The following is a 23,778-nucleotide window of genomic DNA, read 5'->3' as shown; positions in this document are numbered from 1 at the left end:
AGCACCCACTCCTGGCAGAGCTCCTGACAGCGCGGGCAAGGGACGCCATCGCGCAGCCGCCTCCGCACGTCGGCAGCCTCGCCTCCACGCCCTCCCTCGCCACGGTGCGATCAGACCCAGGAGAGGCATCCCACCGCTCTCCTACGGCTACGCCTCCGCAGCCCTGCTCGCCCTGACCGCCGCGCTCGTGGCCCCGCCCCACGAGCCCGCCCCCGTCACCCCGCATGCCGCGCCGCCCGCGCAGCAACCGGACGTTCCCCGTCACGTGTCTCCGCCCGCACCCGACAAGGAACCCTCCGCGCCCGCCCCGCCGAGCAAGCCCAGGCCACACCCGGGCTCCCCGGCGAACGCCGACGCCCCGCCAGCCCGATCGGCTGCGGCGGCCCACAGCGCACCGAGCGTGCTGCACCTGGGCAGCACGGGCAGCTCAGTACGGCAGTTGCAGGAGCAGCTGGGGCAACTGCGGCTCTACACAGGCCCCGTGGACGGCTACTACAGCCACGACGTCGCAGCCGCGGTCGCACGCATGCAACAGGCGCGCGCCATCCCCGAACCGCTGGGCGTCTACGGCCCGGGCACCCGCACCGCCATCACGACCGCGGCCATGTGACAGCGGCCGCATCCCGCCCGCCGCGCATGATCGCGACATGAGGTTCTACGCTGTGCCGAGGCTGCTGAGCAGGGGATCGACGATGAGCATGTACTTCGATGTCGGTGACGAGACCTTGTGGAACCCGTCGAATGGGGCGGGCCGCCTCTTCCTCCGGCACGTCGAGGTCTTCGAGGCGGAACTCGGGCTGCCCTCGGGAATCGGCCAGGGCGAGAACTGGTGCGATCCGGACACACTTGAGGTCGACCCGGTCGCCTACGAGGAGTTCGCGCGCGGCCTGGTCGCCTGGCACTGTCGGGTGGGCCACTCCGTGGTCCTCACACTCTCCGAAGGATTCGTGGCGACGGCACTCGCACTCGCGCGGCGCGCAGGAATCGAGGTCGAGTTGCCCGAACGGGGGGCTGGGGCCGACCGTGTTCATGATGGCGTCCAGCACGACGTGCAGTTCTCAGGCACTCCCCGGACCGCGTCGGAGGACTCCGTCACCGACGCGCTCGGCACCCTCGACGCTCTCGACGCCCGGGCGCGGCAGGTGGACAGCTGGATGCCTCGCTGAGCCCGTAGCCCATGAGCCCTCGCAGGCCGGGATCCGGTGTCGTGTCGTCGCCGGGTGGCGCACCATGGATCTCAGGGAACGACATCGCCTTGCGGGCGCGCCGAAGCGGGCGCCGTGGTGGAGGAGGCACGGTGGACGGGTATCGGTGGGAGGCGGCGGCCGCGGGACTGCGGGACGCGGTGTGTGCGCTGCTGAGCGTGCTGGAGCCGGAGCAGGTACGTGTGCTGCGCGCGGGGCCCGCCCACCTGGACGCACCCGAGCTGCGGGAGTGGACGTATCTGCCGGGCTCACGCCCGGGGCTGACCACTGAAGGCCTCGATGCTCGGCAGCGCGAGGCGGTCGCTGTTGTGCTGGCCGCGGCGCACAGCGCGGCGGGGGCGGAGTTGGCTCGCGGGGCGATCGAAGTGGAGCGGTATCGCCGCGCTGCGGCCGGCGGTACGGGTGCCGACCGCTACTGGGTGCGCTTGTCGGGCGACCCGGAGGGCGACGGGCCGTGGGGCTGGCGGATGAACGGCCATCACCTTGCCGTACACGTACTGATCACGGCGGTGGGCATCCGGGTGACGCCGCACTTCATCGGGGCGGAACCGGCGCGCATCGCGGACGGTCCGCAGGCCGGCCGCCGACTGCTGGGGCCGGAGGAGGATCTGGCGCGGCAACTGGTCACCGATTTGGACGACGGTCGGCGGGGCAAAGCTGTCTTCGCCGCTGCCCCGCCGGACGACATCTTGACCCGCCACGACCCATTCGCCGATCCGGACCTGCTGCCGACAGGCCTGGCCCATGGCGACATGACGCCCGACCAACAGCAGCTGCTCGAGCGCTTGGTGCGCCGCTACCTGGACCGTGCGCCCGCTGCGTACGCGCGGGAGTGCTGGTCCGACACCGAGGCACAGGGGCTGGATGCCCTCACGTTCGCCTGGGCCGGTGGCCGCGCGCCAGGGGACCGGCACTACTACTGCGTTCGCGCCCCGGACTTCCTCATCGAGTACGACAACACCCAGGACAACGGCAATCACGCCCACTCGGTCTGGCGGCACATGCGCCATGACTGGGGCGCCGACCTGCTGCGCGCGCATTACACGGAACAGCACAGGTAGACCGCGCCTGTTCGGCTGCTGGACCCTGACGGCGCTCCTGCACCGTGTGTACTGCAGGGAGCGTAGAAAGATCGCCTGAATGCGTGGGGTGTCATGCATGGGGCACTTGGGGCGCTGACCTGACACGGACTCAGTGCACCTATTGAGGAGTGGATTTGATGATCAGCGCAAAGTCCCGCACGTTCCGCCTGGCGCTGCTTGGCTCGGCCGGTCTGCTGGGGGCCACCGCGTTGACGGGCTGCGGTTCCGATGACGGTGACGGTGGCGATCGGGCGGCGCGGTCGGGGGGTGAGGGCAGCCCGCAGTCTGCGGCGCAGGTGGTCCAGGCGACGAACGCCAAGACGTCGAAGGCTGGTTCGGCCCAGGGGAAGCTGGAGACGACCGCCACTTCCGGCGGCCGCAGCGAAACCATCAAGGGCTCGGGCGTGATGGACTTCGGGGACGGTACGAGTCGGATCGAGCTGGGGCAGGAAGGCCAGCGGATCGAGCAGCGGATCGTGGACAAGGTGCTGCACCAGAAGCCCCCCAAGGGGAGCGGGGGACTGCCTGGAGGCAAAGCATGGATGAAGATCGACCTTGACCGGCTCCAGGCGGCGGGAGGGCCGGGCGGAAATCAGGTCAGCGATCCCGCGGACTCATTCGCCTACTCCAAGTCGCTGTCCGAGAAAGACGTGAAGAAGGTCGGACAAGAGCAGGTCGGCGGCGTGAAGACCACGCACTACCGGGTCGCGGTCGATGTGAGGAAGCTGGCCAAGGGCAGCCCCGAGCAGCAGAAGAATCTCCGTCAGCAGCTCGGCGACACGGTCCCGATGGACCTGTGGATCGACGGTAAGGGTCTGATGAGGCGCCAGCAGCTCAAGATGTCCATGCCGGGGAAGGCAGCTGGAGGCAGCACATCAAAGACGTCTGCCGAGAAGGTCAAAGCGGAGGTCGTGATGAACTTCAGCGACTTCGGCACCGACGTCACAGTGAAGGCACCTGAGCCCGCCGACACGGTGGACATGACGAACAAGGCCATCAAACAGGGCGAGCGGAACGCCTGAACATCCAGTTGCCGTCGGCCGGTGGTGGTGCCGAGAAGCGGAGCCTTGCAATGACTACGTTCGTGTTGGTCCACGGTGCCGGTGACGTCGGCTGGTACTGGCATCTGGTCGAGGCGGAGCTTCGGGCGCGTGGGCACGACGTGGTGGCTCCCGATCTTCCGGGTGACGATGACTCACTGACGCTGGACGACTATGCCGACGCAGTGGTCGAGGCAGTCGGCGACCGCCACGATCTTGTGGTCGTGGGCCAGTCGTTCGGCGCGTTCACCGCGCCCCTGGTCGCGGCCCGCCGTCGGGTCGAGGAGCTGATCCTGGTCGCCGGGATGGTCCCGGCGCCCGGCGAATCACCGGACCAGTGGTGGAGCAACACCGGCTACGCCGAGGCCGTGCGAAGCCAGGCCGCCCGGGACGGCGGGCTCACGGGCAGCGACGATCCTTACGTGGGGTTCTACCACGACGTGCCCCGCGCGCTTGCCGCGGAGGCGATGAGCAGGGAACGGGCTCACCCGTCGTCGGCGGCGTCAGCCCAGCCGTGGCCGCTCGATGCCTGGCCGGCGGTGCCGACCAGGTTCGTGCTGTGCACCCAGGACCGCTTCTTTCCTCCCGGTTTCCTGCGCCGGCTCGCGCTGGAACGTCTTGGAGTGGTCCCGGACGAGATCGCCGCGAGCCACTGCGTCGCGCTCAGCCACCCTGTGGTGCTCGCCGACATCGTGGCCGGTGCAGCCAAGAGCTGACGTGGTGGGGTGCGACTGCCGTCACCTGCGGCGTCGAGGATGCCGAGGCGGTTCACCGGTGCTGACCGCGGTAGCGAGGCGAGGTGAGTGCGCTGTTCCGCGTCAGGTGCTCCATCACACGACGCCGCAGACGCACGAGGAGGTACGCCGCTACCGAAGCCGGCACGAGCCGGCTGGTCAGCCAGATGAAGCGGTGCTCGATGTGCACCCAGGTCGTCCCTGCGTGCCAACCATGGGGGAGGCCCAGCAGGAGAGCTGAGGCAGCCAGGCACAGGGCCGTCGCAGCCAGTACTCCGAGGGCCAGGTACACGGCAAGTTCGATCCACCATGTCCTGCTGATGCGCTGTCTCACTCAGGCCCCCGTCGCCGTTGCGTGCCCCACCCGGCCGAGGCCCCAGCACCTCGCTTGTCCGGCACGGTACCGATGCGGAGCCGCGGATGGCGGGGAAACCGTTCAGCTCCGTACGGCTCTGTGCCTCCTGCCGGACCGCTGGGGGCGTCTTCGGCACCCAGGGTGCGATCGCCGTCATCTGCGGGCAAAGTTGATCGCGAGGTCATGCCAGTGGTGCACGTGGCGGAAGAGAGCTGAACTGACGCGAGGTGCTCTCGCGGAACCGGGGCGACCAATGTTCCGTTCGCAGGCGGCGGACGACGGTGACGAGCTGCTTGCCAGGCTCGGGGCGCTGACTGCCCGGGCACGGGAGCTCGCGGAGATGCAGCGCTCCCGGGTCGAGCTGGCGGTGGCCCTGCAGCGCGGCATGCTGCCTCACGACCTTCCGCACCCTCCGGGCGTCAGGCTGGCCGTGGGCTACATGCCCGCCAATCACGGGCTCAACGTCGGCGGGGACTGGTACGACGCCTTCACCATGCCGGACGGCCGTATCGGCCTGTCCATCGGAGATGTACAGGGGCACAACATCAAGGCCGCGGCGTTCATGGGGCAGGTCCGTGTCGGCCTGCGTGCGCTGGCCTCCGTCACGGGCGACCCGGGGGAACTGCTCGCTCGTACCAACGATCTCCTGGTCTCCCTGGGCGAGGACCTCTTCGCGACGTGCACCTTTCTCCGGCTCGATCCGGCCAGCGGCGTCCTGGAGTGCGCTCGGGCCGGCCACATCCCCCACATCTGGGCCACGGCCGACGGCCGCTCCGGTGTCGACGAAGGAGAGTGCGGCCCCCCGCTCGGCGTGCTCGAAGGCGCCGAGTATCCCGTGGTGTGCCACCGGCTCACCACGGATGGTGTCGTCGTGCTGCTGACCGACGGCGTGGTGGAGGGACCGTCGCTGAGCCTCGACGAAGGCCTGAGCCGGGTGATGCGGCTCGCCGAGATCACCACCGCTGCCGGGCTTGGCATCAACACTCTCGTAAGCGGTGTCATGCGGTTGGCGGACACGGTGGGGCATGAGGACGACGCCGCCGTCCTCGTCGTCGGCCACGACGGCGGCGCGCTGGGGTGATGCCCACCGGATTCCCGAGCCCGAGAGGGGCCGACAGGGGCGCGGACGGAGGCCCTCGCATGGCCGAAGTGGCCCGCTCGGTGTCTGATGGCTGCTGTGTTGGTGACTCGTCGGTTCCGGCTGTCCTTGGAGGTAGTGCTCAAGACACTGGCCGTGGCCGCCTGCTATTACGTGGCCGGGCGTCTGGGCCTGCTGGGCCGGCTCACGGTCGAGGGAGTCATCGTCACACCCATTTGGCCGCCCACCGGCCTCGCCGTCGCCGCACTGCTCGTCTACGGAATGTCGGTCTGGCCCGGTATCGCCGTCGGGTCCTTCCTCGTCATCGCCTCCCTCACCACTCCGCAGCTCCCCACACTCATCACGGTGGCGGGCAACACCCTCGCCCCGGTCTGCGCCTATCTCATGCTGCGGCGGGTCGGTTTCCGGGTCGGCATCTCACGTCTGCGGGACGGTCTCGCCCTGGTCTTCCTCGGCGGGCTCGGCGCCATGCTGATCAGTGCCACGGCGGGGGTCGGGCTGCAGGTGCTGACCGGTGGGCTGGCGAAGGGGGAGTTCTGGTCCGTGTGGCTGGCCTGGTGGGTGGGCGATGCGATGGGCGTCCTGCTCGTCACTCCGCTCCTGCTCGTACTGGTGGGAGCCACGGGGCCCCTGCGGCTGAGGCGCTGGAAGGAGATGCTGTTCCTGGGCCTCGCGGCCGTGATCGTCGTACCTCTGGCCGTGGTCAGCGAATTGAGCCTGCTTTTCCTCGTCTTCCCGCTGCTCATCTGGGTGGCGTTGCGCTTTCAACTGGCCGGGAGCATGTTGTGCGCGCTGTTCGCGTCCGTGATGACCACCCGCGCGGCGAACACGCAGCAGGGCGCCTTCCTCCATCTGTCGGCCATCGAGATCATGACCAAACTCCAGGCGTTCAACGGTGCCACCGCGCTGACGGCGCTCTTGTTGTCCGCCATGGTCGCCGAACAGCGCGCCACCCGACGGTCGGTGCAGAGTGCCTGCCGGGAGCTCGCGGAGGTACTGGAGCACCTGGCCGCGGGGGAGACCCCGCCCGAACTGTCACCCAGGCACGTCGCCGACCCTCAGGCCGACGAGAGGACGAAGGCGGCGACGGACCGCCTCCGGGAGACGTAGGACATGTACGAAAAGCTCGGCCACAGCGTTACCCATGCTCGGCGGTACGTGTGGTGAGGTCCTCGTCCGTGATGGGGCGGACCACTCGGCAAGGGGCTCCGACCGTGACGGTCATCGGGGGAATGCTGCGACTGACGACGCTTCCGGCGCTGATGACCGACCCGTACCCGATGCGAACGCCGGGCAGGACGACCGCGTTGGCACCGATCCACACCTTGTCCTCGATCACGATCGGTTCCGAGAACCGTCCGAAGTCGGCACGTCGCGAAGGATGCACCGGATGTCCCGTCGTCGTCAGTGTCACGCCGGGCGCGATCATGACGTCGTTGCCTTTGCGGATGTCCACGTCGTCGACGAACGTGAGGTTCACGTTCCCGAAGAAGCCGTCGCCGATATGGACGTCGCTGCCGAACCCGGCGGTGCGGCGGTGCGGCGGACCCGTGCCCGAGGGCTGCCTGTGCCCGAGTGGCTGAACGAAGGGGCGTACCGCTGTGACGCAAGCGGCGCAGCCAGGCCGCCCCGGGCTCGGCGAACATGCCGTCGGCGGCGAGCAGTTGGGTGCCGTACGTCCGGGCGAGCCTGCGCACGGCCTGCATCTTCGGGTCCAGGCCGATGCGCCATTCGCCCCGAAGTGCCAGTCCTCACCGACACAGGATCTCCCACCCCTCGCCGAGTTGGGGACACGAAGAGGCCCGGGGCGCGGGCTGATGCCGTGCCCCGGGCCGTAGCAGTGGCGTCCGGGCCCGCAGCGTGATGGTGAGCGGGGTCGTGCTTCGGACCCGCCATCACGCCGCGGTCGGTGGTTTGGTTCAGATGACGCCCTGGGCCAGCATCGCGTCCGCCACCCGCTCGAAGCCCGCGATGTTCGCGCCCGTCACGTAGTCGCCGGGGGCGCCGTAGCGCTCGGCGGTCTCGTGGCAGGTGGTGTGGATGTCGTTCATGATGTGCGTCAGTTCTTCCTCGACCCGGTCCGCCGTCCACGACGTACGCGCGTGGTTCTGGGCCATCTCCAGGGCACTGACCGCGACGCCGCCCGCGTTGGCCGCCTTGCCGGGCCCGAACGCGATACCCGCCTGCTGGAACAGGTCCACCGCATCGGGGGTAGTCGGCATGTTGGCGCCCTCCGACACCACCTTCACACCGTTGCCGATCAGGGTGGCGGCGTCGTCGCTGTTCAGTTCGTTCTGGGTGGCCGACGGCAGCGCGATGTCGGCCGGGACCTCCCAGACGCGCCCGCCCGGCACGAAGCGGGCGGAGGCGCCCCGGCGTTCGGCGTACGTGTCGACCCGGCCGCGCTCGACCTCCTTGATCTGCTTGAGCAGGTCGAGGTCGATGCCCTTCTCGTCGACCACGTAGCCGGACGAATCCGAGCAGGTCACGGCGTTGGCGCCGAGGGCGGCCAGCTTCTCGATGGTGTAGATGGCGACGTTGCCGGAGCCGGAGACGACCGCCGTACGGCCTTCGAGGTCCTCGCCGCGCTGGCGCAGCATCGCCGCCGCGAACAGGACGTTGCCGTATCCGGTGGCCTCCGGACGGATCAGCGAGCCGCCCCAGCCCTGGCCCTTGCCGGTGAGGACGGACTCCCAGCGGTTGGTGATGCGCCGGTACTGGCCGAAGAGGTAGCCGATCTCCCGGCCGCCGACGCCGATGTCACCCGCGGGCACGTCCGTGTGCTCACCGATGTGCCGGTACAGCTCCGTCATGAACGACTGGCAGAAACGCATGACCTCCGCGTCGCTGCGACCGTGGGGCTGGAAGTCGCTGCCGCCCTTGCCGCCGCCGATGCCGAGCCCGGTCAGCGCGTTCTTGAAGATCTGCTCGAAGCCCAGGAACTTGATGACGCCGAGGTTGACCGAGGGGTGGAAGCGCAGGCCGCCCTTGTACGGGCCGAGCGCACTGTTGAACTCCACCCGGAAACCGCGGTTGACGTGGACGCGCCCCCGGTCGTCCTGCCACGGCACCCGGAACATGACCTGCCGCTCCGGCTCGCACAGCCGCTCGATCAGTCCGGGCTCGGCGTACTCGGGGCGGGCCGCGATGACCGGCGCCAGCGTCTCCAGGACCTCGTGAACGGCCTGGAGGAACTCCGGCTGGGCCGGGTTGCGGTCCTCGATCTCGGTGAGCAACTGCGCGAGCGTGGTCTTCGTCTCGGATCGCGTGGTCAAGGGAGCCCTTTCTGGCACGGCTGACACCGGGGATCCGTCACGGTGCGCGGCGCACTGGCGGCGCACTCCGGAACGACCCGGTCGGGGCGCTCGGCGCCGTTGCCGTGCGCGGGACACTCAAGCGTTACGCGCATGTAAACACACTGACCAGCACCCGAGTCCAGGGTTCGACCACCATGCGAGACCAGGATCACGGCAGGCATGTGGTGGTCCACGTCAGGACGCCGACGCCGACGCCGACGGTGGCGACGGATCTGACGCGGGGTCCGTAGCCGTCTGCCTGCCAGGGGGAGAGGGAGGAAGCTCGGCGCCGGCCCCGGCGTCGAGGAGCGCGCGGAGTTTCCGCATCCCCTCTTCGCGGGTGTCCGCCAGGGGCAGGAAGCCGGTGACACCGGTGAGCTCGAGCAGGCGTTGGACGGCGCTGTGGAGGGGCCCGGCCAGGACGAAGGGGCGTTGTTCCTGCTCGTGGTCGATGCGCGCCTGCAGGATCAGGCCGAGCAGAGTGCTGTCCGCGAAGGTGAGCATGGAGAGATCGAGCAAGGTGGCGTCGGTCTCGCTGTGGCTGCGGGCGCGGTGGAAGACTTCGGTGACGGTGTGCGCGTCCTGGAGGTCGATCTCGTGGCGCAGTGCGACCACGGCGACCCGTTCGTGCGGGGAGAGTTCAACACTGTTGTCGTTGGGAAACATTTTACGACCTTGTCATACGTGCGCCTGAGTGCGCACGGACACCCCTGTTCCCAGCAGGGCGGAGTAGACAAAGTGGCGGCGCACCGGCGCATCCGGTACCCCGCGTACACGGATGAACACGCCGGACGTTGCTGGCGTCCTTTCGGGGGCCTCCTGAGCCACGTATGGACCACTAGGGAGGTCCTCAGTCACGTACATATGAACGGGGCTGGATCGGCTGTGTGGCCCACGTCTTGGCGTCGAGCGCCGCCACCTCTCCCCGGAGGGCCTGAACCAGTGTCATGACCTGGGGGTGATCGCGGCGCAGGATGGTGGCAACGCCGATGTGCCGTACAGGAGTTGGCGGAGAGATCGGGATGGTGCGTACGCCTGCGACCTGTGGGGTCTGTGCGATGGAGGGGATCAGTGAGACCCCCAGGCCCGCGGCGACGAGCGAGCGGGCGAAGAAGTAGTCGGTCGTCGTGCTGCGCACGTCCGGCTCGAAGCCGGCGCGCTCGGCGTAGCGGCGCAGATATGCCTCGGTCTTCAGACAGCCCAGCACCCATGGCTCGGCGGCCAGTTCGGCGATGTCGAGCGCCTCGCGGCCGGCCAGGGGGTGGACGTCGGGCAGGACGACATGCAGGGGGTCTTCGATGAGTGCCGTCCACGCCAGGCTGGAGCTCGGGCCGAGCTGACCGGGCAGCGGGCCGTCGAAGTGGTAGGCGAGGGCGACATCCACGGCACCTTGGCGGACCAGCGGCAGGCTGTGTTCGGGCTCGGCCTCCCTGACGTGGACCACGGTGTCGGGGTGGGCGGCGGTGAGGTGGGCGAGCGCGCCGGGCAGCAGGAGTCTGCCTCCGCTGGTGAAGGTGGCGATGGTGAGCTGGGTGAGACCGCTGCCGAGCTGGTCGACCTGCTGCTTGGCGTGCACGAGCTCCGCGGCGACCGATTCGGCGGCCCCGACCATGATCCGCCCGGCCGGGGTGAGGGTGACCCCGCGGGTGCTGCGCGCGACGATCTGGGCGCCGAGGCTGCGCTCGAGTGCGGCGATGTGCTGCGAGACAGCGGAAGGGGTGAGGTGGAGGGCCGCTGCCGCCCGGTTGAAGCTGCCGTGTTCGGCCACGGTCCGCAGCACACGGAGCCGCTGGACATCTATCAACAGTTTTCCTTAACACGTATCCAGTAGGTGGGTAGTTCTGCTGTCGACCCTAAGTGTTCAGGCTGGGGCGCATGCAAAAGATCTGCGTCATCGGCGGAAGCCGCTACTTCGGCAAACTCCTGGTACAGCGTCTGCGTGCGGCGGGCCACCAGGTCACTGTGATCAATCGCGGCTCCACGCCGCCGCCGGCCGGGGTCGAACACCTCGTCGTCGACCGCGATGACGAGGCAGTCCTGATCGCCGCGTTGGGCTCCCGCAGCTTCGACGTGGTCGTCGACCAGGTCTGCTACACCCCGGTGCAGGCCGCGATCGCCGCCCGCGCCTTCAGCGGTCGCACCCGGCGGTACGTCATGACCTCCACGATCGAGGTCTACGATCCGGCAACCGCCGCACTTCCCGCCCTCCCGCCGGGGACACCGGTGCCGGAGGAGACGGTGGACCCGGCCACGTGGCTGGTGCGGACGGACCTGCCCTGGCACAACGCGGCGTACCTGGAAGCGCATTACGCCGAGGGCAAGCGCCAGGCGGAGGCCGTCTTCGCGCAACACCAAGTGCTCGGCCACGAACACCAAGGATTCGACTTCGCCGCCGTACGCAGCGCCCACGTCCTCGGCGGCGGCTCCCAGGAGTTCACCGGCCGACTGGCGCACTACATCGAGCACATCATCCACGGCACGCAGATCCGGGTGCACGCCGAGGCGCTGCCCACGGTCTTCATCCACTACGAGGAGCTGGCGGAGCTGCTGGCATGGGCGGCCACGGCCACCGACTTCACCGGCCCGCTCAACGCCTGCTCCGACGGCCCGCTCGACGCCCGCGACCTGAGCGCTGTGATCGCCGCACAGATCGGCCGGGAGCCCCTATACCGCCTCATCGCCGAGGGGGAGCCGGCTTCGCCGTTCTCCTTCGACCGCCACTACGCCATGGGCAACTCCCGCGCGAAGAAGCTGGGCTTCGCCTTCTCCCACACCACCGACTGGCTCCCCGGCGCCGTCACCGCAGCTCTCGACACCTCCGAAGCCCCCGCCACCTGAGGAGCATCCACCATGCAGTACCGCACCATCGGAGACACCCCCGTGAGCGCCATCGGCCTGGGCGCCATGCCACTGTCCATCGAGCACCGCCCGGACCAAGAGCGGGCGATGGCCACCCTCCACGCGGCCCTGGACGCCGGGGTCACGCTCATCGACACCGCTGACAGCTACCAGTGGCACGCCGATGAGGTCGGCCACAACGAACTCCTCATCGCCCGCGCCCTGGCCCGCTACGGCGGCGACACCTCCCGCCTGCTCGTCGCCACCAAGGGCGGACGCGGCCGCCCCGGCGACGGCACCTGGACCGTCACCGCCACTGCCGCCCACCTCAAGCGCGCAGCCGAGGCTTCCCTCAAGCGCCTGGGGACGGAGACCATCGGCCTCTACCAGCTCCACAAGCCGGACCCAACCGTGCCCTGGTCGGATTCCGTCGGCGCGCTACGCGACCTGCTCGACGCCGGCACCATCCGTTCCGCCGGGATCTCCAACGTCACCACGGACCAGATCCGCGAAGCCCACGCGATCCTCGGCGACGGCCTCGTCTCCGTACAGAATCAGTACTCGCCCGCGGTTCGCGACAGTGAACCCGAGCTGCGGCTGAGCTCACAGCTGGGGCTGGCCTTCCTGCCCTGGAGCCCACTGGGCGGCATCTCCCGAAGCTCCCTCGGCGGCCCCTCCGGCCGGCAAGTCGCGGACACCGCCTTCCATCGCATCGCGGCCGAGCGTGGCGTCAGTCCCCAACAGATCGCCCTGGCCTGGCTGTTGACCCGCTCCCCGGCAGTGATCCCCGTACCGGGAGCCAGCCGCCCGGTATCGATCCAGGACTCTGCCAAGGCAGCCGATCTCAAGCTGAGCGAGGAGGAACAGACGCAGTTGGACGGCGCCGCATTGCCCAGCTGAACGGTGCGGGAGCGCGCTCCAGCAAATCCGCGGCGCAGCGCGCGCCCGGTCGTCAGCCGATGCGGAACTCGTCAGTCGATACAGAACTCGTTGCCCTCGATGTCCAGCATCGGGATGCACGAGTCATTGCCGTCGTACAGCGTTTGCACGTGTACCGCGCCGAGCGGGACCAGCCGTGATCGCTCGGCCTCAAGTGCGGCGAGGCGCTCTTCCCCCCTGAGGCCCGTGCCGACCCGCACGTCAAGATGCACCCGGTTCTTGGCGGCCTTTCCTTCCGGTACGCGCTGGAAGTACAGCCGGGGGCCCTCGCCTGAGGGGTCCACGCAGGCACACCACGCGTCCTGCTGCTCAGGTGGCAGGGAACGCTTGAAATCGTCCCACGTGGCAAACCCCTCCGGTGGCGGCGACAGGACGTACCCCAACACCTCGCACCAGAAGCGGGCGAGGCGCTCGGGTTCCGCGCAGTCGAAGGTGACTTGGAACTTCTTGATCGACATCATCGGGCCACCGTATGGGCACATGCTCCTCGGCAGGGAGGTGTCGGCACACTCAGTGGCTGTTCAGCGGGTTGCCGTACTTCTGAGCCGTGGAGAGGTACGGGAGGCCGAGTGTGCGGGGCGAGAAGGCCGCCGAGCCGTCGGCCGAGCCGTTGGGGAGGAGCCATGCGGCGCCCAGGGAGGCGTTCTCGCCCGGGGATCCGACCGTGACATCCGGTACGCCGCCGGTGTTGTAGCCGCCCGTGGCGACCGCCGTACCAAAGGCGTCGCCCGCCTCGGCGACGCCGGGGACACCGGGTGTGTCCTGGTTCCAGTCGACGGACGAGGCAGCGCCGTCGGCATCCAGCAGGCCCTTGGCGCCGCCGCGGAGCAGCCAGGCGGCGCCCGCCCCCGCTTTGCTTCCGATGGCCTCACCGGGAGCACCCGCGATCAGGTCGGAGCGGCCGTCGTGGTTGACGTCGGCGACGGCGAGGGCGGCGCCGAAGCGGTCGCCGTCCTCGGCCGTGCCCGGGACGCCCGCCGTGTCCTGGTTGAGGGTCTGGGTGCGGCCGAAGGGGCTGCCCTGGGGGCTTCCGTAGTGGATGTGGATGCCGCCCCCCTTGGCGAGCTTCTCGGGGCCGCACGGGTCGTCGATGTTCTCGTCGGCGATCTCACGGCATTCGCCGAGTGCCAGGTCGTCGCGGCCGTCGCCGTCGAAGTCGCCGACGGCCAGGGCGCTCACCCCGGCGTTGTCCGTGTTCCAGAAGTTGGCCATCTCGGACCGTTCGGGGTCCCACTTCCACAGGCGTACGTGGGACTGGGTGTTGGGGTCGCCCGCGGTCCAGTACGCCACGGCCAGCTCCGCCGTGCCGTCGCTGTCGAAGTCTCCGGTGGTCAGGACGGGGGCACGGCCGCCCATGGGGGCGGTGACGACGGTGGTGACCATGCTGTCCTCGCCCTGGATGACACGAGCGACGACCTTGTCCGTGCCGCCGATCACGATCGCTTTGTTGGCGCCGCCGGTCAGATCGGCCGCCACCACCGATTTGCCGTACGCAGCCGACGGCGACGGCCCGGTGAGGACCGTCGACCCCGGTCCCGGCCCGTCCTTCGAGCCGCCTACGGCGATCACCATGCCCGCGTCCGTACCGCGGTCGGTGACATCCTCGCCGGGGGCACCGGCGAGCAGCTCGGCGATGCCGTCGCCGTTGAGGTCCACCAGGGCCACGGACGCGCCGAAGCGGTCACCCGCCTCCGGGCTGCCGGGAACCTCGGCAGTGGCCTGCGTGACACGGATGCTCCCGTGGGCGCCGACGCCTCTCGGGCCGCCCCAGACGACATTCACGTACCCCGCCTTGGCCTGGCCGCTGACGGTCCCGTCCGGGACGCCGACAGCGAGATCCGCGTAACCGTCACCGTTGAAGTCGCTCGTGGCGGTACTCGGTGCGGCAGCGGTGGCGCCGGACGGGAACACGAACCCGGCAGTGGCCGCAGCGGCGGCCGCGACGGCGCATGCCAGGATGCGGCGGCTGTAAGACATGGAGGCTCCCACTCGGTCGACGGGGGTACGGACTACCTGGTGTGACCGCCGAAAGCCTGCGCCGGTTGTACGGATTCGAGGTGCGGTTCTTGCGCAGGATATCTGTGCGGCGAACTTCGCGAAGCCGTGAGCCCTGGCGCCCTGGCGCACTGCCGTGCTGCGGGAAGCCATGAGCCCTGCCCGGCCGCCGCGCTGCCCCGATACGGTGTGTTCCATGGTCGAACCTGACGGTGGCAGCGAATCGACGTGCCTACGTGGCATGGCAATCTTCTCCGCCGTTGTCACCGCTGCCCTTTACCTCCTGGGACTCTTGGCCATTGGCCTCGCTGTCAGCGAAGTAGGCGAGGGTGCGGATTCCACGCCCATGCGCGAGTGCCAGGAGGCCCCCCATGGCCCGCAGGGCGCACACGTGCTGGAGCACGAGGTGCGGTTCATTCCGTTGGACGTCATGTGCCGAACGACCGACGGCCGCCTGTTCGCCAGCCCGGTGGTGCCGTCCTGGCTCAACCCTGCCCTGGCGAGCTCCTTCGCGGGCACGGCCATCTTCACGGCCGGCGCTTTCGTGCAGGCGAACCGGCGGGCGTCGGCCCGCAACGAGGACCGTGGGGGGAGCGGCCCCGGGAAATCGCCTCGTCCGCGCTCACCTCAACTCCCGCTCTGAGAAAGGCCGTAGACCGCGGTTTCGCGCACGCACCTCCCGCCTACTGCTTGCGCAGCAGCGCGCAGACGAAGTTCTCCTCCACGGTCCGCAGCCGCTCAAGGAGTTTCGGCTTGTTCTTCTTGTTGACCTGGGTGGTGAGGGAGACGGTCAGCGACCGCTTGCCGTCCGGGGTGGCTGCGATCAGCTGCGTGTAACCGGGGAAGTTGCCCGTGTGGCCGTACACCACACCGCAGCGGGTGGCGTACCGGAAGATGGCCAGACCGGCCTTGTTCGTGCCGGGACCTGCGGGTTCGGATGCGCCGTTCACCCAGTTCCGCTGCTGATGGCGTGTCCGGTCGGAGATCAGCTTTCCACCGGCGTAGCCGCGGATGAAGGCCGTCATGTCCTTCGGTGTCGAGATGATCCCGCCCGACGCCCACACACCTGACGCACTCAGCACCTCGCTGAGGTCCTCGGGCGGATTCGGAGGGGTGACGTCGTAGCCGTGCATGTAGGGCTTGGGCATCCGGTAGCCCTGCGGCAGGCTGGTGCTGCGTAGACCCAACGGGCGGTACACGAGCTCGGCGAGCAGGTCTTCGTAGGGGCGGTCGGTCACTGCCTCCGCCATCAGTGCCACGGCGATGTTGTCGGAGTTGGAGTAGGTGTACCGACTCCCCGGGCGGAAGGCCAACGGCTCACCGGCCACGAAGTCCAGCAGCCGGCGGGAGTCGAAGTGGCGGCGCGGGTCCTCGGTCACCAGCTCCAGAAACTCCGGGTCCATGCTGAAGTCCGGGAGTCCGCTGGTGTGCTGCAAGAGCTGCCGCAATGTGACGCGATGCCATGCACGCGGCAGCCGGGGAAGAACCTTGCCGATGGTGTCGTTCAGGCGAAGCTTCCCGCAGTCGACGAGTTTGAGGGCGACCGCGCCGCTGTACGCCTTGGCCGTACTGGCGATGCGCATGTGGTCGGTGGCCTTGATCGGACGATCAGTGCCGAATTTGGCAACGCCGGCCCGGTAGACCTCGGTGCGGGACCCTCGCTTGAGGACGGCAATCGCACCGGGCGGTCCGCCGGGCGCGGTGGTCAGTTCCTGCAACTGCCGTCGCAGTGAGCCTGAGCGGTTGTCGTCGGCGGAGGCATCCGCGGCTTGGGCCGGGGCCTGCACCAACCCGGTGATGCAGGCAGCGGCGGCCAGCAGAGCGACAAGAGGCAGGCGGCCCTGCGGGGAGCTTGGAACCAGCACGGGAGGACTCCTGAAACGTGAGCGCGGTGGGACGTCCAGAGTCACCCGCGGTTCACGAACCCGCGCGCGACTGTGCTCCATCCAGCCGAGGGCGGTACGCGGGCACGGCCGGAGGCCGGCACCGTGCTGCTCTTCCCTGATGGCGTGCCAGTGACTGCACGTTCACTGCCGCCCTGACCGTTCGGGTGGCGTGTGCCGAGGGTGGTGTCGCCCTCCCGCCTTGCCGACAGGGCGGCGCTTTACAGTCGCAGGCGTGTCTCCGACCGCACACACCACGGCGCAGCGCTATCCCGAACGGGTCAACTACGACCGGGACGCCGTCTACGCGATCTTGGACGAGGCGCTCGCGGTCCATGCCGGGTTCGCCACCGACGACGGTCCGGTCGTCGTTCCCACTCTCCACATGCGCGAGGTCGACCAACTGCTGCTGCACGGCTCGGCCTTCGGCCGGTTCATGACCACCGCCGCTGGCGGCGCCCCGGGTCGTGGAGAGCGTGGTGCCGGGCCGGCTCTCGGGATGAAGGTACGTGCCGGGTTCGCCCGCGACCAGCCCAAGGACGACGAGATCGAGGCCTGGGTTGGTTACATCCCGCTGACCACCACTCCCGGCACGCCGTTCCCTGACGCCATCACCGGCACCCGCTTCATCGCACCTGTCTACGACCCGGCCGTGCACTGCTTCCGTCAGAACCCATGCCAGGCGGCCTGCCGGGCACACCAGCATGCTGCCGGTTGCCCGTCGGCGCGGTGCTGTGCAGAGGGAGCCGCCTGACGGAGCGAGCGCCGAACCGGGGCGGTGTGTATGGGTTGCACCTTCCGTAGCGGCATGTGGTCCGGTGGACTTACGCCCCGGTCCCTTGAGGAAAGGCCCCTGCTCATGCATTCGTCCTTCATGCCGCCTCGCCAGGTCAAGATCGGTGACGCGGCGGCCTTCGCGGGCAGCACGCCGCGGGCGATTCGCCACTACCACGAGATCGGCCTGCTCCCCGAGCCTGAGCGGGGCGGCGATGACCGTCGTCGCTACGGGTACGAGGACATGATCCGCCTGCTGTGGATTCGCAAGATGGCCGACGCCGGGATCGCCCTGGACGACATCCGTGACGCCTTTGTCACCGGCACGGATTCCGCCGGTGCGGACAGCGGAGACGGTATCGCGGGCATCCTGGAGCAGTTGGAGGAATCCCTCGCTGAACAGGAGGCCGAATTGCGGCGGCAGCGGACCGCCGTGCAGCGGATGCGCACCGAAGGCAGCCGGATGGGCCTGCTCTCCGACTTCGTCACCGACCGCCTCAAGAGCTTGCCCGATGGCTCCCTGCGTCAGGCGGACCTGGACAGTCTGCTGGTCACTGAGCGGATCTTCGGTCCGCTCGGCGCGGCCGTCCAGGCGACCCGCTTCGTCGTCCTGGCCATGCATCCCTCTCTGCGGGAGGATTCCGACCGGATCGATGGCGCCGAGGAGGCGCTCGATGACAGTGTCGCCGTCGATGATCCACGGGTGGCTCAAGTGGCCGTCGAGCGGCATGCCTTCGAAAGCGCCCTGCAGGCCGCCATCGAGGAGTCCGGCCTGGACAAGGACGACGATGCCCTCTTCGACGCCTGGGACACTTTGCACTCTGCCACCGCTGATGACGGCGAGGACGAGGCCGACCTCAGCTCCGGCAGGCGGAAGGCTGGCTCCATGAGCGCGTTCGAAGCCATTGGCAAGATGCCCTACGACTTCTCCCCGGCCCGCCTGCGCTGCATGGAACTGGCCGAAGAACTCTCCGCCCAAGACTCACCCCGTACCTAGAACACGGCCTGGGCCGGCCTGGGGAACAAACACGGTGTGTTCAGCGCCGAGCAAACCGTGGCGTGGCTTTCAAGGCTGTCGGGCCGCCAAGGCTGTGGGGCCGCTCGTCCGAATCCGGCGTCTAGTGCCCAGCGCTCTGTCCTCTTCAGCGCCGATGCCCTGCGATGCGCCCGTGGTGACGGTGACCTTCGGCCCCTGAACTCATGACTGAACACGACGCCGGCGATCGGATGGTCATGGAGACCGGCGCCGACGTGCCCGCGCCCACCACGATGAAGTCGAATTCCGGCACGTCCACCCCCACTTGGCCGCACGCGCCGACTCGGTCCGGCCATCGAACCACCCACCCCACAAACGCGGACGGAAAACGACGTCGCGTCTCAGGGGCCCGTCCCGTCGGTGCTGCCAAGGCATCGATTCTCCCGTTGCCCAGCGACGGGGCGCGAAGCCAAAACCGGCCAAGGGTCTGATGACCACGAGCCTTGGCGACCACGGGCCTTGGTGAGTGAGGCGTCGGGTCGCGAGCGTCAACGTCGACGTCAATGGCATGAGCTCAGCGACGGCCCTAACCGTGCCCCCATGTAGTGGAAGCGGCTGTGCATCGAACTCTTTGGGATGCACTTTCCCTGCCCCGCTGCCGACTCTCCCCGATGGTGCGCAAAATGCGACCATGGATCGGTTGGCTATCAGGGAGACATTGTCCGGTACCCCACAGTTTCTCACCCTCGTGCTGGTCGGTGAGTTGGACGTTTTCAACGTGAGTAAGCTCAGTGACACCGTCGTCCGTGAACTCGAAGCAGGCCAGCGGCACCTGCTGATCGACCTCGCCGGGGTCACACAGTGCGACAACGGCAGCCTCTACACCCTCCTTGGTATCCGGCACGCCGCGAGCCACGCCGGGGGCAGCCTTGCGCTCACTGCGGCGAGCGAGTGCGTCCAGGATGCCCTGGACCGAGCTGGATTACGTGCGCTGTTGCCCTTCGCAGGGCAACAAGGGGACCTTGACGCCGAACGTTGAGAATCCCCGGGGTCGCACGGTCACACCCATGCCTGCGCGTCGGCGCCGCCATGCCCGTCGGCCGCTCACGCACCATTCGGATCGCGCCTGAGGCAACTTCCCGCCGCTTTGTGGCAGCGGACGCACTAGGGGGGAGTCGCACATGTTGTCACAGGCGAAGCCGTCGAACTGGGCTCGGTCTCGCTGGTCGGGATGCGCCGCGTTTCGGTGCTCCGGGGCGAGGTCACATGGCCGCGGTGATGACGTTGATCGGGACCGGGTCGGGAGCCTTCAAGCGCGTGACCAGGCCTGACATAAATCGGCTGGGTGGACCCCGCCGGGGACATGAGTGCTGACAGGGGCATGATACTCCGTCAGCTGATGACCGAAAGAGCCCCCTGTGAGGTCACGGTTCCCGAGCGGCATGTTTGCATATGTTCATGATCATAGACGCGCAGAAGACAGATGAGCCGTGGACGTACGTGGACCACATCCTCGAGCACTGGCACCAGGATGAGGATGCCGAGGCGCTCGTCCAGGGCACGCAGCGGCTGACCCGGCGGGAGGCCAGGCAGCGCCTGTTCCGCTTGGGCCACGCGCTGCGCCGCCAGGGGCTCGAGCCCGGCGACGGAGTGGGCCTGTTCCTGGCCAACCGGGTGGACTCCGTCCTGGTGCAGCTGGCGGTCCACCTCGTCGGTTGCCGCGTCGTGTTCCTGCCACCCGAACCCGGGCCCGGCGAACTCGCCGCGCTGGTCGAGCAGTCCAGGGCGCGTGCCGTGGTCACCGACCCCCTCTTCGCGGAGCGGGCCGCCGATGCGGCCGGCCGCAGTGTCCACGCCCCTGTGCTGCTCAGCCTCGGACCTTGCGAGCAGCCGTGCGCGGACCTGCTGGCGCTGGAGGCCGAGTGCCCGGAAGTGCGCCCCGACGGTGTGCCCGCGCCGGGAGCGGACGAGGCCGTCACGGTGCTCTACACCGGTGGCACCCTGGGCCGCCCGAAGCTCGCCGCGCACAGCCACCGGCTCTACGACGCGCTGGTGGACCTGGTGAAGGGCGCCCCACAGGACTCCCGCCCGGCGGTCTTCCCGACCATGGAACCGGGCACGGACCGCGTGCTCGCCTCCACTTTGCTCACTCACGGCAGCGGGCACCTCATCGCGGTTCAGGCGCTGGTGACAGGGTCCGTCCTCGTCGTGCTGCCCGAGTTCGAAGCGAGCGCGGCGCTGACGGTGCTGCGCGAGGAGCGGATCACCGCCACCATGTTCGTGCCGCCGATGCTGTACGCGCTGCTTGACCACCCGGAGTGCGAGCCGGGGGTCCTCCCGGCCCTGCGGCGGATCGTCGTCGGAGGCGCGGCCTCGTCGCCCACCCGGCTCCAGCAGGCGGTCGAGGTCTTCGGGCCCGTGCTCAGCCAGGGCTACGGGCAGTCGGAGGCGCTCGGTATCGCAGCATTCGGTGCGGAGGACCTCGCCTCGGAGGGAGCTCAGCGGCCCGAACTCTGGCGCAGCTGCGGTCGCGCGATATCCGACACCGAGATCGAGATCCGTGCCGAAGGCAGCACGGCGGCGCTGCCCGCCAGGCAGGTCGGCGAGGTATGCGTCCGGGGCGAGACAGTGATGCTCGGCTACTACGAGGACCCGGAGCGCACCGCCGAGGCCCTTGACGACGGCTGGCTGCGCACCGGCGACTTGGGCTACCTCGACGCCGAGGGGTACCTCTTTCTCGTGGACCGGGCCAAGGACATCATCGTCACCGGCAGCACCAGCGACAACGTCTACTCCCGGGTCCTGGAGGACTTCCTGCTCACGCTGCCCGGTGTCCGCAACGCGGCCGCGCTGGGCGTACCCGACGAGGAGTACGGGGAAGCCGTACAGATCTTCCTGGCCACGGCCGAGGGCGTGGACGTCGACCCGGACGACGTCGCCGCCTTGGTGACCGCCGACCTGGGAGAGCTGTACACGCCCCGCAAGACGGTCCTGCTGGATCAGCTGCCGACGACCAAGGTCGGCAAGGTGGACAAGAAGGCGCTGCGCGCGGCGTGGACGAGCGCGACTCTGGAGCCGACACCGTAGGGCCGCTGTCGCCGGAGGCGCGGATCGCCTGCTGGGAGGAGGGGCGCTGACCGTCACCCCCGCCCGCGGGCGATCACGGCAGCGGCGATGCGCTGCGCCAGCGCGAAGGGCGCGTCGCGTCGACGTGCCCCCCGCATACGACCGGCGATGCCGTCCGAAGGCCGAACCGCATCGGAAGGCCTTCACGACGAAGCGCGGGCCTGCGCCCGGAACTGATTGCCCTGGGACGCGTCTTCAGAGTGGGATTGGCGGGTGATACTCGGCTACCCGTTCCGCCATGAGGTCATCGGGGATCCGTGCGGGCGTCGTAGACGGAGCGGGCATCGTCGATCCGGGCGAGGTGCGCGACGCTCCATTCGAGCAGGGGCGCGGTGGCCTCGCGCAGGGTGATGCCCATCTCCGTGAGCTCATAGCTGACATGTGGCGGCATCACCTCGTGGACGGTGCGGGTCAGGATTCCGTCGCGCTCCAGGCTGCGCAGCGTCACGGTGAGCATGCGCTGGCTGATTCCGTCGATGGCTCTTTTGAGCTCGGTGAAACGGCGCGGTCCGTCCCTGAGATTGCGCACGACCAGCAGCGACCACTTGTCTCCGACGATGTCGAGCACCACCCGGGTCCGGCACGCATCGCCGGGCTGCGCCGCCGACTGAGGATCGCCCTGTGCCGCGTCCATGGTTACCTCCAGAGAACCGGGGCACCGAAAAGTGCCTTATTGCCCGCGGCGCTTCGTGTGCACCAGCATGCTCTAGGTACTCAAACAGTACCGAGGCACGAAAGGTAACCGCCAGAGCCGCGAACCAGCGGCCTGCGCGTGACCGTGCTCTTCTGCTCCCGTGAAGGAAGATCGATGTCCACATTTCTGCTGGTACACGGTGCTTGGCACAACGGACGGTGCTGGGAGCGGGTGGTACCGCTGCTGGAGGCCGCCGAGCACCGGGTGTTCGCGCCGTCCCTGACCGGCTATGGCGACAAGGCACACCTGCTCGGGCCGGAGGTGGGTCTCGATACGCACGTCGACGATGTGGTCGGGCTGATCACCGAGGAGAACCTCAGCGACGTCGTACTCGTCGGGCACAGCTACGCAGGGCTGGTGATCTCCTCCGTGGCCAACCGGATTCCGGAACGCATCGCGCACCTGGTCTATCTCGATGCGATGGTCCCGGAGGACGGCGAGTCCGCAGTTGACGTCCAACCCGTGACACGGCAACTGATCGAGCTCGCTGAAGAGTCCGAGAGCGGCTGGCGCGTGCCGCCGATGCCCGAGCAGCCCGCGCCTTTCGGCCTGTTCGGCGTCACCGACCCGGTCGACGTCGCCTGGCTGCGCGGGATGCTCTCGGATCAGCCGGTGCGCTGTCTGCAGCAGCCGGTGCGACTGGGCAACCCAGCCGTCAACGCGATCCCGCGCACGCACATTCACAATGTCGGCGCCATGCCGGCGGGCGTCACCCGTCGTCCTGTCCCCTCGATCCAGCCCAACGGCACTGCCGCCCAGGTATGGGAGCTGCCGACCGGACACGACTGCATGATCACTATGCCGGGCGAACTCAGCGAACTGCTTCTCAAACTCTCCTAGCCAGGGGCTGTCATCAATGTGTGACGCCCACGTCAGGAACGCGGCGAGGGCTCGATGAAGTCTGCCGCTGACCTTTCGATGCGCATGCAATGGCGGGTAGAACCGACCCATGGAAGAGGAGCGACGTTTGCCCGGGGGCAGGACAGTTGGGGCGGTGCGCCGCGGTGACGCCGTGCACCGGCCCGTCCAGCCTTGGACACCCGCGGTGCACGCGGTGCTGCGCCATCTGGAGGCGGCCGGGATGGAGGGCGTACCCCGGGTCCTGGGAGTGGACGGCCAAGGGCGTGAGATCCTGACCCACCTCGAAGGCGAGACGGCGGGCGAGGACCTCCCGTGGCCTGCCTGGGTGTACTCGGAGACCGCGCTCGTGGAGGTGGGCCGATGGGCCCGCAGACTGCACGATGCGACCCGGTCCTTCGTGCCGCCGCCCGACGCTCGCTGGCTCGCCGGGCAGGCGTGGCGTCCCGGTCTGGTCATCGGCCACCATGACGCCGCCCCGTGGAACGCGGTCTGGCGCGAGGGAGGCCTGGCGGGTTTCTTCGACTGGGACACCGCCGGTCCGTCGACGCGTGAGTTCGACCTGGCCTTCATGGCGTTGACCTGGGTCCCGCTGTACGCGCGCCGGTTCGCCGAGCGGACCGGGTTCACGGCCTTCGAAGACCGCTCCCGGCGGCTGCATTTGCTGCTCGACGCCTACGGATACGAAGGCGACCGCTCGGCGTTCGGGACGGTGGTGGCCGCGCGGGCCAGGTCCAACGCGGACGTCATCCGCCGTATGGCCGCTGATGGCGACCCCGTCTACACCGCGCTGGAGCCGGTTGCCGCCGAGTTGGAACAGGCCGCCCGTGAAGTGGGCCTGCTGCCCGCCTCCTTCTGGGTCCCTCAGGCCCGCGGCTGACTGC

General features: G+C 69.0%; 25 protein-coding genes. 16 read left to right on the top strand and 9 right to left on the bottom strand.

The window, feature by feature from the left end; genetic code table 11:
* Nucleotides 1-400: 400 nt before the first annotated feature.
* The 5 genes from OG302_RS02700 (at nt 401) to OG302_RS02680 (ending at nt 4,043) form a co-directional block, all read left to right on the top strand.
* Nucleotides 401-610, top strand: coding sequence for a peptidoglycan-binding protein (locus OG302_RS02700; protein ID WP_371525164.1), 210 nt, complete (start codon nt 401-403; stop codon nt 608-610).
* 82 nt (nt 611-692) lie between these two features.
* Nucleotides 693-1,166 carry a DUF6086 family protein gene (locus tag OG302_RS02695; protein ID WP_371749998.1) on the top strand — a complete coding sequence of 158 codons (474 nt, stop codon included), beginning with the start codon at nt 693-695 and terminating at the stop codon, nt 1,164-1,166.
* A gap of 131 nt (nt 1,167-1,297) precedes the next feature.
* Entirely contained in the window at nt 1,298-2,266 is a 969-nt protein-coding gene (locus OG302_RS02690; RefSeq protein WP_371525163.1) for a DUF3500 domain-containing protein, read from the top strand.
* Between the two features lie 158 nt (nt 2,267-2,424).
* A complete protein-coding gene (locus tag OG302_RS02685; protein ID WP_371749997.1) occupies nt 2,425-3,309 on the top strand; it encodes a hypothetical protein in 885 nt (294 codons plus the stop codon).
* Between the two features lie 50 nt (nt 3,310-3,359).
* Nucleotides 3,360-4,043: an alpha/beta fold hydrolase gene (locus OG302_RS02680; protein WP_371525162.1), complete on the top strand. Its 684-nt coding sequence runs from the start codon at nt 3,360-3,362 to the stop codon at nt 4,041-4,043.
* Between the two features lie 52 nt (nt 4,044-4,095).
* On the opposite strand, the gene OG302_RS02675 is transcribed toward OG302_RS02680, so the two are convergent.
* Nucleotides 4,096-4,395 (bottom strand): hypothetical protein, encoded by a 300-nt coding sequence (locus OG302_RS02675; protein WP_371525161.1) that lies wholly within the window; start codon nt 4,393-4,395, stop codon nt 4,096-4,098.
* Nucleotides 4,396-4,669: 274 nt separating this feature from the next.
* On the opposite strand from OG302_RS02675, the gene OG302_RS02670 reads away from it, so the two are divergent.
* Together OG302_RS02670 and OG302_RS02665 are read left to right on the top strand one after the other, a co-directional pair.
* Nucleotides 4,670-5,497 (top strand): PP2C family protein-serine/threonine phosphatase, encoded by an 828-nt coding sequence (locus OG302_RS02670; protein WP_371525160.1) that lies wholly within the window; start codon nt 4,670-4,672, stop codon nt 5,495-5,497.
* 87 nt (nt 5,498-5,584) lie between these two features.
* Complete coding sequence (locus tag OG302_RS02665) at nt 5,585-6,625, top strand: MASE1 domain-containing protein (RefSeq protein WP_371525159.1); 1,041 nt, start codon at nt 5,585-5,587, stop codon at nt 6,623-6,625.
* 28 nt (nt 6,626-6,653) lie between these two features.
* Here OG302_RS02665 and OG302_RS02660 read toward each other — a convergent pair whose 3' ends face one another.
* The 4 genes from OG302_RS02660 to OG302_RS02645 all read right to left on the bottom strand — a co-directional run bounded on the left by OG302_RS02660 (nt 6,654) and on the right by OG302_RS02645 (nt 10,615).
* A complete protein-coding gene (locus tag OG302_RS02660) occupies nt 6,654-6,995 on the bottom strand; it encodes a DapH/DapD/GlmU-related protein (RefSeq protein ID WP_371525158.1) in 342 nt (113 codons plus the stop codon).
* 439 nt (nt 6,996-7,434) lie between these two features.
* Nucleotides 7,435-8,790 (bottom strand): NADP-specific glutamate dehydrogenase, encoded by a 1,356-nt coding sequence (gene gdhA, locus OG302_RS02655; protein ID WP_371525157.1) that lies wholly within the window; start codon nt 8,788-8,790, stop codon nt 7,435-7,437.
* Between the two features lie 216 nt (nt 8,791-9,006).
* On the bottom strand, nt 9,007-9,477 hold the full coding sequence (locus tag OG302_RS02650) for an STAS domain-containing protein (RefSeq protein ID WP_371525156.1): 471 nt from the start codon (nt 9,475-9,477) through the stop codon (nt 9,007-9,009).
* Nucleotides 9,478-9,661: 184 nt separating this feature from the next.
* Nucleotides 9,662-10,615 (bottom strand): LysR family transcriptional regulator, encoded by a 954-nt coding sequence (locus tag OG302_RS02645; RefSeq protein ID WP_371525155.1) that lies wholly within the window; start codon nt 10,613-10,615, stop codon nt 9,662-9,664.
* A gap of 71 nt (nt 10,616-10,686) precedes the next feature.
* Here OG302_RS02645 and OG302_RS02640 point away from each other — a divergent pair, with 71 nt between their 5' ends.
* Nucleotides 10,687-11,649, top strand: a complete 963-nt coding sequence (locus tag OG302_RS02640; protein ID WP_371525154.1) for an NAD-dependent epimerase/dehydratase family protein — start codon at nt 10,687-10,689, stop codon at nt 11,647-11,649.
* 12 nt (nt 11,650-11,661) lie between these two features.
* Entirely contained in the window at nt 11,662-12,549 is an 888-nt protein-coding gene (locus tag OG302_RS02635) for an aldo/keto reductase (RefSeq protein ID WP_371525153.1), read from the top strand.
* A gap of 71 nt (nt 12,550-12,620) precedes the next feature.
* Here OG302_RS02635 and OG302_RS02630 read toward each other — a convergent pair whose 3' ends face one another.
* Both OG302_RS02630 and OG302_RS02625 read right to left on the bottom strand, forming a co-directional pair.
* Nucleotides 12,621-13,049, bottom strand: coding sequence for a VOC family protein (locus OG302_RS02630; protein WP_371525152.1), 429 nt, complete (start codon nt 13,047-13,049; stop codon nt 12,621-12,623).
* A 49-nt stretch (nt 13,050-13,098) separates the two neighbouring features.
* Nucleotides 13,099-14,565, bottom strand: a complete 1,467-nt coding sequence (locus OG302_RS02625; RefSeq protein ID WP_371525151.1) for an FG-GAP repeat protein — start codon at nt 14,563-14,565, stop codon at nt 13,099-13,101.
* 214 nt (nt 14,566-14,779) lie between these two features.
* On the opposite strand from OG302_RS02625, the gene OG302_RS02620 reads away from it, so the two are divergent.
* Entirely contained in the window at nt 14,780-15,226 is a 447-nt protein-coding gene (locus tag OG302_RS02620; RefSeq protein ID WP_371525150.1) for a hypothetical protein, read from the top strand.
* Between the two features lie 40 nt (nt 15,227-15,266).
* Here the strand turns inward: OG302_RS02620 and OG302_RS02615 are convergent, their stop codons facing one another.
* Complete coding sequence (locus tag OG302_RS02615; protein ID WP_371525149.1) at nt 15,267-16,448, bottom strand: serine hydrolase domain-containing protein; 1,182 nt, start codon at nt 16,446-16,448, stop codon at nt 15,267-15,269.
* A gap of 253 nt (nt 16,449-16,701) precedes the next feature.
* Here OG302_RS02615 and OG302_RS02610 point away from each other — a divergent pair, with 253 nt between their 5' ends.
* The 4 genes from OG302_RS02610 to OG302_RS02595 all read left to right on the top strand — a co-directional run bounded on the left by OG302_RS02610 (nt 16,702) and on the right by OG302_RS02595 (nt 21,303).
* Complete coding sequence (locus OG302_RS02610; protein WP_371525148.1) at nt 16,702-17,220, top strand: pyridoxamine 5'-phosphate oxidase family protein; 519 nt, start codon at nt 16,702-16,704, stop codon at nt 17,218-17,220.
* A 105-nt stretch (nt 17,221-17,325) separates the two neighbouring features.
* The gene (locus OG302_RS02605; protein WP_371749996.1) at nt 17,326-18,237 is read left to right on the top strand and encodes a MerR family transcriptional regulator; all 912 of its coding nucleotides are present in this window, start codon (nt 17,326-17,328) and stop codon (nt 18,235-18,237) included.
* Between the two features lie 670 nt (nt 18,238-18,907).
* The gene (locus OG302_RS02600) at nt 18,908-19,255 is read left to right on the top strand and encodes an STAS domain-containing protein (protein WP_371525147.1); all 348 of its coding nucleotides are present in this window, start codon (nt 18,908-18,910) and stop codon (nt 19,253-19,255) included.
* Between the two features lie 419 nt (nt 19,256-19,674).
* The gene (locus tag OG302_RS02595; protein WP_371525146.1) at nt 19,675-21,303 is read left to right on the top strand and encodes a class I adenylate-forming enzyme family protein; all 1,629 of its coding nucleotides are present in this window, start codon (nt 19,675-19,677) and stop codon (nt 21,301-21,303) included.
* A 283-nt stretch (nt 21,304-21,586) separates the two neighbouring features.
* Here OG302_RS02595 and OG302_RS02590 read toward each other — a convergent pair whose 3' ends face one another.
* Entirely contained in the window at nt 21,587-21,976 is a 390-nt protein-coding gene (locus OG302_RS02590) for a winged helix-turn-helix transcriptional regulator (RefSeq protein WP_371525145.1), read from the bottom strand.
* A 174-nt stretch (nt 21,977-22,150) separates the two neighbouring features.
* On the opposite strand from OG302_RS02590, the gene OG302_RS02585 reads away from it, so the two are divergent.
* Together OG302_RS02585 and OG302_RS02580 are read left to right on the top strand one after the other, a co-directional pair.
* Nucleotides 22,151-22,876: an alpha/beta fold hydrolase gene (locus OG302_RS02585; RefSeq protein WP_371525144.1), complete on the top strand. Its 726-nt coding sequence runs from the start codon at nt 22,151-22,153 to the stop codon at nt 22,874-22,876.
* A 154-nt stretch (nt 22,877-23,030) separates the two neighbouring features.
* Entirely contained in the window at nt 23,031-23,774 is a 744-nt protein-coding gene (locus OG302_RS02580; RefSeq protein WP_371525143.1) for a phosphotransferase, read from the top strand.
* Nucleotides 23,775-23,778 lie beyond the last annotated feature (4 nt).

The sequence above is a fragment of the Streptomyces sp. NBC_01283 genome, from assembly GCF_041435335.1.
GTDB lineage: Bacteria > Actinomycetota > Actinomycetes > Streptomycetales > Streptomycetaceae > Streptomyces.
The sequence above is the reverse complement of the archived record's forward strand: the minus strand, read 5'-3'. Positions and strand labels throughout refer to the sequence as shown.